General features: G+C 62.0%; 14 protein-coding genes. 7 read left to right on the forward strand and 7 right to left on the reverse strand.

Features of this window, described 5'->3' with window-relative positions; genetic code table 11:
• Positions 1 to 7: 7 nt before the first annotated feature.
• Positions 8 to 907 (forward strand): LysR family transcriptional regulator, encoded by a 900-nt coding sequence (locus tag CK910_RS00715; protein ID WP_043142060.1) that lies wholly within the window; start codon positions 8 to 10, stop codon positions 905 to 907.
• Positions 908 to 958: 51 nt separating this feature from the next.
• On the opposite strand, the gene CK910_RS00720 is transcribed toward CK910_RS00715, so the two are convergent.
• On the reverse strand, positions 959 to 2,728 hold the full coding sequence (locus CK910_RS00720) for a M4 family metallopeptidase (RefSeq protein WP_043142062.1): 1,770 nt from the start codon (positions 2,726 to 2,728) through the stop codon (positions 959 to 961).
• A gap of 352 nt (positions 2,729 to 3,080) precedes the next feature.
• Between CK910_RS00720 and CK910_RS00725 the strand changes: the two genes are divergently transcribed.
• Together CK910_RS00725 and CK910_RS00730 are read left to right on the forward strand one after the other, a co-directional pair.
• On the forward strand, positions 3,081 to 3,635 hold the full coding sequence (locus CK910_RS00725) for a GNAT family N-acetyltransferase (protein ID WP_098980681.1): 555 nt from the start codon (positions 3,081 to 3,083) through the stop codon (positions 3,633 to 3,635).
• A 55-nt stretch (positions 3,636 to 3,690) separates the two neighbouring features.
• Positions 3,691 to 4,242, forward strand: a complete 552-nt coding sequence (locus tag CK910_RS00730; RefSeq protein ID WP_098980682.1) for a GNAT family N-acetyltransferase — start codon at positions 3,691 to 3,693, stop codon at positions 4,240 to 4,242.
• Between the two features lie 99 nt (positions 4,243 to 4,341).
• On the opposite strand, the gene CK910_RS00735 is transcribed toward CK910_RS00730, so the two are convergent.
• From CK910_RS00735 to CK910_RS00745, 3 genes are all read right to left on the reverse strand, one after another.
• Positions 4,342 to 4,575 carry a hypothetical protein gene (locus CK910_RS00735; protein ID WP_043142271.1) on the reverse strand — a complete coding sequence of 78 codons (234 nt, stop codon included), beginning with the start codon at positions 4,573 to 4,575 and terminating at the stop codon, positions 4,342 to 4,344.
• 309 nt (positions 4,576 to 4,884) lie between these two features.
• The gene (locus CK910_RS00740; protein WP_098980683.1) at positions 4,885 to 5,934 is read right to left on the reverse strand and encodes an oxidoreductase; all 1,050 of its coding nucleotides are present in this window, start codon (positions 5,932 to 5,934) and stop codon (positions 4,885 to 4,887) included.
• A 102-nt stretch (positions 5,935 to 6,036) separates the two neighbouring features.
• Positions 6,037 to 7,200 carry a multidrug effflux MFS transporter gene (locus CK910_RS00745; RefSeq protein ID WP_043142070.1) on the reverse strand — a complete coding sequence of 388 codons (1,164 nt, stop codon included), beginning with the start codon at positions 7,198 to 7,200 and terminating at the stop codon, positions 6,037 to 6,039.
• Between the two features lie 236 nt (positions 7,201 to 7,436).
• Here CK910_RS00745 and CK910_RS00750 point away from each other — a divergent pair, with 236 nt between their 5' ends.
• The 3 genes from CK910_RS00750 to CK910_RS00760 all read left to right on the forward strand — a co-directional run bounded on the left by CK910_RS00750 (position 7,437) and on the right by CK910_RS00760 (position 9,759).
• On the forward strand, positions 7,437 to 8,033 hold the full coding sequence (locus CK910_RS00750) for an XTP/dITP diphosphatase (RefSeq protein ID WP_098980684.1): 597 nt from the start codon (positions 7,437 to 7,439) through the stop codon (positions 8,031 to 8,033).
• Positions 8,034 to 8,118: 85 nt separating this feature from the next.
• Positions 8,119 to 9,264, forward strand: a complete 1,146-nt coding sequence (gene hemW / locus CK910_RS00755; protein WP_098980685.1) for a radical SAM family heme chaperone HemW — start codon at positions 8,119 to 8,121, stop codon at positions 9,262 to 9,264.
• Positions 9,265 to 9,327: 63 nt separating this feature from the next.
• Complete coding sequence (locus CK910_RS00760; RefSeq protein WP_098980686.1) at positions 9,328 to 9,759, forward strand: hypothetical protein; 432 nt, start codon at positions 9,328 to 9,330, stop codon at positions 9,757 to 9,759.
• 96 nt (positions 9,760 to 9,855) lie between these two features.
• On the opposite strand, the gene CK910_RS00765 is transcribed toward CK910_RS00760, so the two are convergent.
• The 3 genes from CK910_RS00765 to zntR form a co-directional block, all read right to left on the reverse strand.
• Positions 9,856 to 10,074 carry an alternative ribosome-rescue factor A gene (locus CK910_RS00765; protein WP_043554937.1) on the reverse strand — a complete coding sequence of 73 codons (219 nt, stop codon included), beginning with the start codon at positions 10,072 to 10,074 and terminating at the stop codon, positions 9,856 to 9,858.
• A gap of 134 nt (positions 10,075 to 10,208) precedes the next feature.
• Positions 10,209 to 10,760, reverse strand: coding sequence for a dihydrofolate reductase family protein (locus CK910_RS00770; protein ID WP_441296865.1), 552 nt, complete (start codon positions 10,758 to 10,760; stop codon positions 10,209 to 10,211).
• 4 nt (positions 10,761 to 10,764) lie between these two features.
• Entirely contained in the window at positions 10,765 to 11,202 is a 438-nt protein-coding gene (gene zntR, locus CK910_RS00775; protein WP_043142084.1) for a Zn(2+)-responsive transcriptional regulator, read from the reverse strand.
• Positions 11,203 to 11,622: 420 nt separating this feature from the next.
• On the opposite strand from zntR, the gene purH reads away from it, so the two are divergent.
• Positions 11,623 to 13,215: a bifunctional phosphoribosylaminoimidazolecarboxamide formyltransferase/IMP cyclohydrolase gene (gene purH / locus CK910_RS00780; protein WP_098980688.1), complete on the forward strand. Its 1,593-nt coding sequence runs from the start codon at positions 11,623 to 11,625 to the stop codon at positions 13,213 to 13,215.
• Positions 13,216 to 13,263 lie beyond the last annotated feature (48 nt).

Consider the following 13,263-nt stretch of genomic DNA (forward strand, 5'->3'; position numbering starts at 1 on the left):
TTACGTTATGGCTATGACCCTGGATGACTTGCAATTACTACTGGATGTGGTCAATCGCGGCAGCTTCAGCAAGGCGGCGGCCATTCGCGGCTGGTCACAACCCATGGTCAGCCAGCGGATCGCCGTGCTGGAACAGGCGCTGGGACAACCCCTGTTTCGCCGCCACAGACGCGGCGCCACGCCCACCCCAGCCTGCGAGCAGTTTCTGCCTGCGGCGGCGGCGGCCCTGAGTGCACTGGAAGGGGGACGCCTGGCGATGCAGGGGGCGCCTGCCCTGCCCCGCATCAAGCTCTCCTGCCTGCCCTCCCTGACGACCGTGGTGTTTGGCCCCCTGCTGCTGGCGCTGGTGGATGAAGCGTTCGAGATCCGCTGCAACACGGATCACTCCGGCATCATAATGCAGGAGCTGCTGACCGGTGAGACAGACGTCGGCTTCATCCTCAAATGCCCGGCCATCGCCGGCATCCAGCTCGAACTGCTCTACCGCTCCCCCATCATAGCGGTGGCCTGCGCCACCCATCCGCTGGCCGGGCGGCAGGGGCTGACCTTGCAGGACATAGCCAACGAACGGCTGGCCCCCCAGCAATGGGGCACAGGCTGCGACGAGCTGATCCTGCAACTGCGACTGCTGCGCCAGGTGGCGAGCCCGCTGCACGCCATCCAGCCCGCCAGCGCGGCACGGGAGCTGGCGCTGGAGCACGGCTTCATCACCCTGATGCCGGCGCTCGCCATCAGCCGGGACCTGGAGTTTGGCCGCCTGGTCCAGCTGGATGTGGTGGATCTGCCGCAGGATCACTGGGATGTCATGATGGCCTGGCGCAGCGGCAAGCGGCCCAACCCCGCCAAGGAGCGGGTGCTGGAAGCCGCTCGCACCCTGGCCCGGCGCTGGTCGGGCAAACCTGCATAAAAAAGCGCCGGACAAGTCCGGCGCCAAACGCTAGGTCACATCAAGCAGGGATCAGTAGGTCGCCTTGAGGGTCACACCGGAGAAGGCGCTGAAGCCGCTCAGCTGCACATACCAGGTACCCGCCTTGGGCGAATTCAGGGTGCAGGTCTCGGTGTTGCCACTCTTGTAGGGGCGGCAGTCATAGCTGGTGCCGGTCGGCAGCGCCCCGAACTTCACATAGAGATCCGCATCGCCTGTGCCGCCACTGCTGGCAACTACCAGCTGGCTCTTGCCGGCCGGAACGTCGATGGTGAAGTTCACCTTGCCACCCTTGGCGGCGGAGAGCCCGCTCACCGGGACCCCGTTTTGCAGCACGCTGCCGGGTGGTGGCGGTGTGGTACCGCAGGAGGCGTTGACCCCGACAGTGGTAAAGGCTGCTGCCACGTCAGTCAGGCTGTAGCCCAGATCGGTGGCCGCCTTGGTCACGCCGCAGGCGCCCTGATCGTAGGTGGTGTTGGCGCCCCAGTAGAGGCGGTTGGCCAGCACGAACACTTCGAAGGCCTTGCGGGTATTCCAGCCACTGGTGTTGGCCAGCAGGTAGAAGGCACGGTTGTAGACACCCGAGCTGTGGTGCACATCGATGCCGTCATAGTAATCGCTGGCATGACCGATGGAGCTGCCATCACGAGTCGGATCCTCGAAGTAGCGCAGCGAGCCGTTGCCCTTGAAGATCTGGGCCCCGACCAGCCAGTCGTTGCTGCCCTTCATGTAATTTTCAGCCGCTTCCCCCGCCATGTCGGAGAAGGCCTCGTTGATGCCGCCCGATTGGCCCGAGTAGACCAGGCCCGAGTTCTGCTCGGTGAAGCCGTGGCTCACCTCGTGGGCGGCCACGTCCAGGCTCACCAGCGGGTAGAAGGTGGTGGCGCCATCGCCAAAGGTCATCTGGCTGCCGTCCCAGAAGGCATTCTCGTAGTTGCGGCTGTAATGCACCCGCATCTTCAGCTTGAAGCTGAGCGGCGCCGTGTTGTACCAGTTGCGGTACATGTCGAACACCACGTTGCCGAAGTAGTGGGCATCGTTGAGTGGCGAGTAGGCACCGTTGATCTCCTTGACCGTGTTCTCCGGGCAGGTGAACTGGTGTACGGCACCACCCGTGGTGGCGTGATTCATGTTGACCGTGTCCACGTTCGGGCTGGTCATGCGGCAGCTGTCGTCCACCAGCAGGGGGCCGAAGTCGGAGCCGTAGAAGTATTTGCCGGTCTTGACGTTGCCACCCGGGCCTGTGGCGTCCTTGTGGTTGATCCCCTCCCAGCGCTTGAGCTCGGCCCCGCTCTGGGCATCGATCACCACGAAGGGACGGCTCGGCTGCTCGCTTGCCGCCAGCCAGGAGACCAGATAGACCAGACGGGCCTGACCAGCCTCATCCTGCATCACGAACAGCTTGACCCGCTCGTTGCTGCCCTTGGCCCCGGCACGGGCCTTGCCAGCGGCATCGGCCGGTGACAGGGCGGCAGTCGGGCTGGCCACGTCGGCATCGATCTGGCGCAGGATCTGGCCGGAGACCTGGCTTATCTGACCACCGAGGGACTGTTCGGCCACCAGCACCTGGCCCCAGACCGGGATGCCGTGCCAGGTCTGCTCATAGCGCACCCGCTGCTGGCCATTGGGCAGCTTGACCGCCCTCACCTGACGAAACTCGCCATCCCCGGCCAGCGCGCTCACCCCCGCGGCACCGCTCGGTGCCCCCTGAATGCCCGCCACCTGATGTACGTCAACCTGTTCTGCAGCCAAGGCTGCGCTTCCCCAGCAGGCCAATACCACGGCCAAATAGACTTTGTTCATCTCGTCTTTCCTTAAGTCGATGAAGATTGCACGCCGGGTCCGTTGCCCGGCGTTCCTACACTAGTTGGCACGATCGAAATTGCTGCCTGTCATATGTGACAGCGCAGCACGAACCGGTAGCAGGATCTGCTGTTTCATATGTTTGGTAGCGAAAACATAACCAAAGGCAGTGAATGACGCTAAAAAAGGGCGGAGAATGACAAGGCCTCGTACAACTCCCAGTACAGGCCCCTCCATATGGGGATAGCGAACGCAGGCGAGAGACTGAAAGTCCTTGGCGCACAAGGGGTTGATTGGCTACATTGGCTGTTTGGCGGCCCGCACCGGGCCAAGACGCGGCAGGGAGGTAAGGATGTTTTCATGGCAACTGGACGATGAGTTGGCGCTGCTGTTCCTGCAGCCCGACATGGCCAGCGAACTCTTCGGCCTGTGCCGGGAGAACCGCGACTACCTGACCCAATGGCTACCCTGGCCCCCCTACATACAGCAACCGGCCGACAGCGCCACCTTCATCCGTCATGCCATCGAGAAATTTGCCCGTGGCGAGGGGCTGACCACCGCCATCGAGTATCAGGGCGAGGTGGTCGGCGTCATCGGCTACAACCAGATCGATCCGGCGCTGGCCAAGGTCACCATAGGCTACTGGCTGGCGGAGCGCTGGCAGGGCAACGGCATCATCACCCGCGCCTGTCAGGCCCTGATCCACCACGCCTTCGAGGAGATGGGGATGGAGAAGGTCGAGATCAGCGCGGCGGTGGAGAACGAGCCCAGCCGGGCTGTGTGCGAGCGACTCGGCATGCAGCAGGAGGGGATCAGCCGGCGGGCCGAACGGCTGGCGGACAGGGTGGTGGATCACGTCCATTACGGCCTGCTGCGCGATGAGTGGTTAAGGCAACGAGATCACTGATGGCCGCGGCCGCCCTGGCCGGCACCATGCTTATGAATCCACAGAGGGAACCTTGATGGCACTACCGCACCTCAGCACGGCCCGTACCCGACTCACCGTATTGCCGCCCGAGCGGGCCGACCTGATGCTGGATTTCTATCTGCGCAATCGCGCTCACCTCACCCCCTGGGAACCCAGCCGGGACGAGAGCTTCTATACCCTGAGCCATTGGCATGGCCGCCTGCGCGACAGCTATGGCCAGTTCTTCAACGGCAGCGCCGTTCATCTGGTGGCGCTCGATCCCCAGGGCGAGCAGGTGATCGCCACCTGCAACTTCACCCACATACTGATGGGCATGTTCAAGGCCTGCCATCTTGGCTATGCCATCGATCAGGCCCATGAAGGCCAGGGCCTGATGCAGGAGGTGGTCGAGGCCGGCATCGAGTACCTGTTTCGGGAGCACGGCCTGCACCGCGTCATGGCAAGCTATATGCCCACCAATCGGCGCAGCGGTGCCCTGCTCGAGCGTCTCGGCTTCGAGCGGGAGGGCCTGGCCCGGGACTATCTGATGATCAACGGCCGCTGGGAGGATCATGTTCTCACCGCCCGGCTCAACCCGGCGGTCTAGGCAAGAAGGGGCTGGCCAACCGCGGGGACCTTGCCCGTCAGACATAAAAAAACGGGTCCGGAGCTTGGCTCCGGACCCGTCTTCAGCAGAGGTGCAGGCTTAGTTGGCCTTGGCATCGCTCACTGCAGCTTCAACCTTGGAGGCAGCTTTCTCGACGGTTGCAGTCGCTTCGGAAGCAGCCTTCTCTACGGTAGAGGTGGCTTCGCTAGCGGCTTTCTCAACAGTTGCAGCAACGTCGGCGGCCGGAGTAGCAGCCGGAGCGGCGGCTTCTTCTTTCTGACCACAAGCGGTCAACATCAGACCCAGGATACCGGCTACCAGTACTTTGTTCATGTGCATACCCTCAAAAAAATATGGAGAGATGGTTCGTTCAACCATCACAGTGCGTCCTTTCACCCGGTTAGAAACCCATAGGCCGGGAGCCAAGAGGCGCGCGAAATATATCCCCATACGCGCCCAATGAAAACGAGTATCACAATGATATTTTCTCGTTGGCTGGATGAAAAGAACTGCTACAACGACAAACATTAATACAAAACACTCGCCATTCAGTCAACCTGTACAATAAAACACCGCAACTGGCGTGATTACTGGCGATAAACGGCGATTCTCCCCATTCGGGTGAGAGGCGAGATATGCATCTCAGTCAGACAAGTTCTGACAAGCCAGCCGTTTCCCTTGCTGGTGGCTGTCACGGGCCAGATCCAACAGCGCCATCACCGCCAGTGCCTCGCTGGCCGGCACCGGATTCTCTCCCTCCCCCTTGATGGCGGCGCAGACGCCGCGATAGTAGGCGCCGTAATCCCCGGCCTCACCGACCACAGTCTGCTGCTGGAGCTGACCATCCCGAATGCGGCTGAGCTGGCCGGGTTCGCTGTCGAGGCCCCAGTCCGCCGCCGGTGGCCGCTTGCCGAGCTTGAGCTGATCTTCCTGCACATCCATGCCGAACTTGATAAACGAGCCTTCACTGCCGTGGATGACGAAACGGGGCATGGTGGCCGACACCAGACAGCTGCCGTGCAATATCACTCTCAACTCGCCATAGCCCAGCACCAGGTGGAAGTAGTCATCCGCCAGGGCGCCTGGGCGCTGCTGCGCCAAATCCGCCTGCAGCCAGTCCGGTTGGCCGAACAGTTGCAACGCCTGATCCAGGATGTGGGGACCGAGATCGAACCACAGACCCGAGCCCGGACCGCCCGCCTCGCGCCAGCGCTGGCGCACTTGTGGACGATAGCGATCGAAGTGGGATTCAAATTGGGCGATCTGCCCCAGGGCACCTTCAGCCAGCAGGCGGCGCACGGTGAGAAAGTCTCCGTCCCAGCGCCGGTTGTGAAAGATGCTGAGCAGCCGCTGCTGCTTCCCTGCCAGCTCCACCAGGGCCTTCGCCTCGGCCAGATCCAGCGCGAACGGCTTGTCGATCACCACGTGTTTGCCGGCCAGCAGCGCCTGACGGGCTATGGGGGCATGGGTATCGTTCGGCGTGGCGATCACCACCAGATCGACGTTCGGATCGGCCAGCACCTGCTCCAGAGAGCCGACCCGGCAACCGGGCAGTTCGGCCTGCACCTTGGCGGCGTCCCGGCTCACCACCCAACCGAGGGAGAGCCCCGGAGTGCTGGTCAGGAAGGGGGCGTGAAAGGTCTGGCCTGCGAAGCCATAGCCCACCAGGGCGGCGTTGAGAGTCTGGCTCATCCGGTTTTCTCCACGGGTCTGTCATTAGGGTCAGGCGAGGTATCGCCTGCAAAAGAGAAGGGGGCTCATGGCCCCCTGAGTGTGCCCATCAGAGCACAGGATTTATTGCAAACACAAGCGCCGGCCCTGCCGGGTCAACAGCAGCAACAGCGGCGGCAACAGCAGCCACATGTGCAGCGCCAGCTGATTGAGCGGATCCGGCATCAACCAACCTGTGATCCCCACCAGGGCGCCAGAGCCGCTCATCTGGAACAGACCGAGCAGGGCCGCCGCCGTCCCGGCGCAGTGGCCGAAGGGGGCCAGTGCCATGCCGGCTGCCGCCCCCAGCACCATGGCAAAACCGATGCTGGAGAAGAACACGGGCCCCATCATGGCCAGCGGATGCTCGACGTGCTGCACCAGGGTCAGCGCTATGGCCGACAAGGTGATCACCAGCAGGCCGATGCGCAGCGTGCGTCTCGGCCCCACTCTGGCGATGAAGCGGGGCGCCAGGAAGCAGGCCAGTATGTTCAGCGCCGCATTGGCGGTGAACCAGTAGCTGAAGCCGCTCATGTCCAGCCCCAGCTTCACCATCAGCTGCACCGGCGCCGCCGTGACATAGGCCAGGATCACCGCCATCGCCAACATGCAAAGAGATGCGTTGAACAGAAAACTCGGGGAGCGCAGCACAGGGCTGTAGCGGGACCAGCTGATGAGCGGACCGCTGCTGCTGGTCTCGTCCGGGCGGGTCTCCGGCATGCGCCACAGCAGCCAGCTGCCGACGACGACCGCATAACCGGCCATGAACCAGAAGTTGGCAGACCAGCCCGCCTTGGCGGTGAGCCAGCCGCCGAGCAGCGGCGCCAGCGCAGGAATGAAGCAGATGGCGCCGTTCAGGTAGGAGATCATCTGGCCGCTCTTCTTGGGGCCATAGCTGTCACGCACCACAGAGAAGGCGGCGACCGAGGTGGCACAGGCACCGAAGCCTTGCAGCACCCGCGCCAGCATCAGCTCACCCAGGCTGGCGGCAAAACCGGCCGCCAGTGCGCTCAGGCCGTAAAGCAGCACGCCACCCAGAGCGATGGGCTTGCGGCCATAACGGTCGGCGAGCGGCCCTACCAGCAGCTGACCCAGTCCCATGCTGAACAGGAACCAGGTGATGGTGCCCTGCATCAGGGTCACTTCGGCACCGAGCTGCTCGGCCATCTGCGGGATGGCGGGCAGGTAGATGTCGATGGCCAACGGACTGAACAGCACCAGCAGGACAAGCAGAAGAATCAATGGCATCAGTCACCTCAAGCCGTAAGGGAAAATCGATTGGGGCGCGAGTCTACTGACTCACAGTAATGAATTGAAATGGTATTTAATCACTTTGGTTATTCCTATATGGAAACATGCATCTTGTTCGCATCTCCACCGGGGCCACAGGAGTGGCAAGCCAGGGTGGTATTGAGGGCAATTGGCGCTTTTACTCAAGGCGTGCCCCGCATAGAATGCGCAGATTATTTTTGCGGAGGTGCTCGATGAACAAGCTTGTCCTGGCAACAGGTAACCAGAAAAAGGTGAAGGAATTGGCCGCCATGCTGGCCGATATGAAGATCCAGGTGATCCCACAGAGCGAGTTTGCTGTGCCTGATGCCGAAGAGACAGGCACCACCTTCGTCGAGAATGCCATCATCAAGGCCCGCCACGCCGCCCGCATCACGGGTCTGCCCGCCGTCGCCGACGATTCGGGTCTGGAAGTGGATCTGCTGCACGGTCGCCCCGGCGTCTACTCAGCCCGCTTCGCCGGCGAGCATGCCAGCGACAAGGATAACATCGAGAAGCTGCTGGCCGAGCTCAAAGGCGCCCCCGATTACCTCAAGAGCGCCCGCTTCTGGTGCGTGCTGGTCTACATGCGCCACGCCGACGATCCCACCCCCATCATCTGCCAGGCGAGCTGGGAGGGGATGATCATCGACGAACCGCGCGGTCAGCACGGCTTTGGCTATGATCCCGTGTTCTTCGTGCCCGACCATGACTGCACCTCGGCCCAGATGCCGAGCGAGCTGAAAAACCAGCTCAGCCATCGCGGCCAGGCGCTGGCCAAGCTGAAAGCCGCGCTGGCTGCGACTCACTGAGTTCGTAGCCCCTCGCCAATCAAGCATTGTCATCTACAATGGGGGCCGTCAGCCCCCGTTTTTATTTTTGATTATTGGAAGCCCCATGCTGCAACTGCCGCCCCTCTCCCTCTATATCCATGTGCCCTGGTGCGTCCAGAAGTGCCCCTACTGCGACTTCAACTCCCACGCCCAGAAAGGGGAGCTGCCTCACCTCGAGTACGTGGCCGCCCTGCTGGAGGATCTGGATCAGGATCTGAAGTGGGCCCAGGGGCGTCCGCTCTCCTCCATCTTTATCGGTGGTGGCACCCCCAGCCTGTTGACGGTAGAGGCGATGCAAACCCTGCTGGATGGCGTACGGGCCCGCATCGCGCTGACCCCGGATTGCGAGATCACCATGGAGGCCAACCCGGGCACGGTTGAGGCGGACAAGTTCGCCGGCTTCCAGCGGGCAGGCATCAACCGCATCTCCATCGGGGTGCAGAGCTTCCAGCAGGAGAAGTTGACCCGGCTCGGCCGCATCCACGGCCCCGAAGAGGCGCGCAAGGCCGCCGAACTGGCCCACGCCATCGCACTGCCCACCTTCAACCTGGATCTGATGCACGGCCTGCCGGATCAGAGCCTGGACGACGCTCTCTATGACCTGCAGCAGGCCATCGACTGCGCACCGCCGCACCTCTCCTGGTATCAGCTCACCATAGAGCCGAACACGGCGTTTGCCTCCAAGCCGCCCACCCTGCCGGAAGATGACACCCTGTGGGACATCTACGAGCAGGGCCACGCCATGCTCACCGCCCAGGGCTATCAGCAGTACGAGATCTCGGCCTATGCCAAGGCGGGCTATCAGTGCCGCCACAACCTCAACTACTGGCGCTTCGGCGATTATCTCGGGATCGGCTGCGGCGCCCACGGCAAGATGACGGATCTGGCCTCCGGCCAGATACTGCGCAGCGCCAAGGTGAAGCACCCGAAAGGCTATCTGGATCCCGACCGTCCTTATCTGGACAAGCAGTGGCAGGTGAGCGAGGACGAACTGCCGCTGGAGTACTTCATGAACCGGTTCAGGTTGTTCGAGCCGGCCCCCAAGGCGGAGTTCGAGGCTTACACCGGCCTGGGCCTGGAGCGGGTGGAGACTATGCTCGCGATTGCCCAGACCAAGGAGTTGATCGAGGATCTCGGCGACAGCTGGCAGCTGACGTCCCTCGGCCATCGCTATCTGAATGTGCTGCTCGAGCTCTTTATGGATGAATGATCGCTGGATGACCTTGAGCACAGCAAGCAGGTGAACCGGTTACAGAAATAAAGAAGAGTTAAGATGGCAAAGACAAGCGGTTTTGATTGGGCAGTATTGGGGGTGATTACGCTGGTTGGTTGCGGTGTAGCCTATCTGGCCATGCCTACCAAGCAGCAGGTTAATATCAGCATTCGCGGCAATCATGACGGAGTCGACCGCACCGTAGCCGTCAAACAGGGGTTTGGCCAGCTGGCCCAGCTCTGCCCCGCCATCGTCAAAGCTAAATCGGTAACGGTCACGTATGAGCAAGGCGAGTTCCTACTGTGGCGTAATGAGCAGCTCGGTTGGCAAAACGATTACTACTTTCAAGCGGTGGACCACCGTGGTGAAACTCACCAATTCTACCTGCGCGATGATGGCAAGAATGAGATGCTTATCAACGGCAAGCAGTCCAGCCTAGATTGGTGCGGTATTAAGCAGAAGATGGATGGTTACTATGTTATTGCCTTCTAGTTCCTGAACAGGGGGACAACAGTCACTGCGTTATCATATCGACAACAGGGGCGCCAATGGCGCCCCTGTTGTTTTGGTTCTACGGCAGAAACCCGCTCAGCAGCAGACGCTCATCATCTGCTGTTGGCCGGGCTCCCACCGCTTGCCGTGCTTGGCCTTGCGCTGATAACTGCCCTTGCCCTTCTTGCTGGGCTCAACCCTTGCCTGGAACAGGGGGGAGGTCACCAATGCCTTGAGGTGATTGTCCTGGATGACCCCGCGCTGATGATCGTGAGCGGGCTCTGTGGTGGCGATGGCCACCTTCTGCTTGGCCATATCGGCTCCTTTGCGATGGCTGACTCTAATAAGCGATTGTTCAACGCCTGGCCGAAGTGGATCCCCAGGTGGCGAAAAACGCGCCGATTGTGCGCCTCCCCGAAGCCCAGTGCAAGCGGGGGTGGCGCAAGGATTCACGCGGTGGGCGGCAAGGATCCCGGCCGGTAGACGACCCGCACCAGACCGCTCGGCAGCAGAGTGCTGGAGACGGGGTTGAGGCCGCCGGGCAGGACGCCCGCAAACAGCGGCACGCCAGCCCCCAGGGTGACCGGCACCCAGAACAGGGTCAGCTCGTCGACAAGCCCGGCTTGCAGGCCCTGGCGCACCAGATTGCCGCCGTCCAGATAGAGGTGGCCCGCCCCCTCCTGCCACAGCTCGCTCAGTACCTGTGCCAGGGCGCCTTGCCGGAAAGAGACGTTCACAGCCGGCTCGGCCGGCCTGTGGGTCAGCACTACTACCGGCTTGTCGCCGTAGGGCCACTCCGGGAAGGCGCGCACGACATCGAAGGTGTTGCGCCCCATCAGCAGTGCATCCACGCTCGCCATTAGGGCGTTGTAGCCGGTCTCCTCCGGCGAGTCACCGGAAAAGGGGGCCAGCCAGTCGAGACTGCCCCCTTCCCCGGCGATGAAGCCGTCGAGGGAGAGCGCCAGGAAGGCGGAGATCCGGGGGCGCTGCTTGGTGCTGATAGATTCAGTGCTCATGATCGTGATGCTCGTGGCGGGACGGGGCTCCGGACTCCAGGGTCTCGAGGATGGCGCAGTGCTCCGCCGAGCGCGGGCCGCCACAGCAGATGTTGGAGAGCTCGCGCAGGTTCTCGCGAAAGCGGGTCAGCTCCATGATCTTCTGCTCCACCTGGGCCAGCTTGGTGTCGGCCACCGCCTTTACCTCCTGACAGGTGACTTTGGCCTTGTTGGTGTCCAGATCCAGCAGCTCACCTATGTCGGCAAGGGAGAAGCCCACCGACTTGGCACGTATGATGAACTCCAGTCGCCGCCTGTCCTGCTCGCCATAGAGGCGGTAACCGGACTCGTTGCGGATCCCGGGCGAGATGAGGCCGTTCTTCTCGTAAAAACGCAGGGTATCCGCCTTTACCCCGCACGCCTTGGCCAATTCCCCGATCCGATACATGCCCTCTCCCCCATTGGATTTGCCGTTCAAAAAACCGGAACCCACTATCGCCCCTTTGCCAATGGATTGCCAGCCAGGGGCAGAAAACGGGCAAGCAAAAGGTGCCGCGGTCACTTTTTTCCATCAAAACACTGAAAAGACAAACGTTTCACAAAAAACCACCGGAAAACGTTTAACACCGCACCAGGCAAGGCTTTGTCACCTTAAAAAATCCACCACGGCTCACATTTTTTGTGTAGAATACGCGCCCACAAGAGAGCGTCGCGTCAAGCGGGCATTTCCTAAAACACGTTTGCCAACAGCAGGTCTTTTTGGCGAGAGTGGTTTGCGAAATCCCCCACTTCCATTTATTTGGGGACTCTCTGTGTTGAGCCTCGTCTCCCATGGAACGGTCCCCGTTATGCTGAGGACGATAGTGTGATGGAACAAGCTCGACCCATTCGCCGTGCACTGCTGAGTGTGTCTGACAAGACTGGCATCCTGGAATTTGCCAAGGCACTCAACGAACGTGGCGTGGCCTTGCTCTCCACCGGCGGCACCGCCAAGCTGCTCGCCGACGCGGGTCTGCCGGTGACCGAGGTCTCCGACTACACGGGTTTCCCCGAGATGATGGATGGCCGGGTCAAGACCCTGCATCCCAAGGTCCACGGCGGCATTCTCGGTCGTCGCGATCAAGATGACGCCATCATGGCCCAGCACGCTATCTCCCCCATCGACATGGTTGTCGTCAACCTCTACCCCTTCGCCGCGACCGTGGCCAAAGCGGGCTGCACCCTGGCCGATGCGGTCGAGAACATCGACATCGGCGGCCCGACCATGGTTCGCTCCGCCGCCAAGAACCACAAAGACGTGGCCATCGTCGTCAAGGCAGCCGACTACGCGCGCGTGATCGCCGAGATGGATGCCAACGGCAACAGCCTGCAGCTTGCTACCCGTTTTGACCTTGCCATCGCCGCCTTCGAGCACACAGCCGCCTATGACGGCATGATCGCCAACTACTTCGGCACCATGGTGCCTAGCTATGGTGACAACAAGGAAGGCGATGCCGAGTCCCGCTTCCCGCGCACCTTCAACAGCCAGTTCATCAAGAAGCAGGACATGCGCTACGGCGAAAACAGCCATCAGGCTGCCGCCTTCTATGCCGAAGAGCAGGCCGCACCGGGCTCAGTCGCAAGTAGCCAACAGCTGCAGGGCAAGGCGCTCTCCTACAACAACATCGCCGATACCGATGCGGCGCTGGAGTGTGTGAAGGAGTTCAACGAGCCGGCCTGCGTCATCGTCAAGCATGCCAACCCCTGTGGCGTGGCCATAGGTGACGACCTGCTGACGGCCTACGATCGCGCCTACCAGACCGATCCCACCTCCGCCTTTGGCGGCATCATAGCCTTCAACCGCGAACTGGATGGGGCCACCGCCGCCGCCATAGTCGCCCGCCAGTTCGTGGAAGTGATCATAGCTCCGAGCGTCAGCCAGGCAGCCCGTGACGCCGTTGCCAGCAAGCAGAACGTACGCCTGCTCGAATGCGGCCAGTGGACTGCGCCGGCCCAGGGCTTTGACCTCAAGCGGGTCAACGGCGGCCTGCTGGTGCAGGAGCGGGATCTTGGCATGGTGACCCAGGACGACCTGAAGGTGGTCAGCAAGCGCCAGCCGACCGAGGCCGAGCTGAAAGACCTGCTGTTCTGCTGGAAAGTGGCCAAGTTCGTCAAATCCAACGCCATCGTCTACGCCAAAGAGGGCCAGACCATAGGGGTCGGCGCCGGCCAGATGAGCCGGGTCTACTCCGCCAAGATCGCCGGCATCAAGGCCGAGGATGAAGGGCTGACGGTGGCGGGCTCCGTCATGGCCTCCGATGCCTTCTTCCCGTTCCGCGATGGCATAGATGCCGCCGCGGCCGCCGGCATCGCCTGCGTCATCCAGCCGGGTGGCTCGATGCGCGATCAGGAGGTGATCGACGCCGCCGACGAACACGGCATGACAATGGTGTTCACCAACATGCGCCATTTCCGTCACTGATGGGTCAGGGTCGCCGCTGGCGGCCCTTTTGTTGTCTCTTTTCCACTG

It is taken from the genome of Aeromonas sp. CA23, assembly GCF_002587065.1.
Classification (GTDB): Bacteria; Pseudomonadota; Gammaproteobacteria; order Enterobacterales; family Aeromonadaceae; genus Aeromonas; species Aeromonas bestiarum.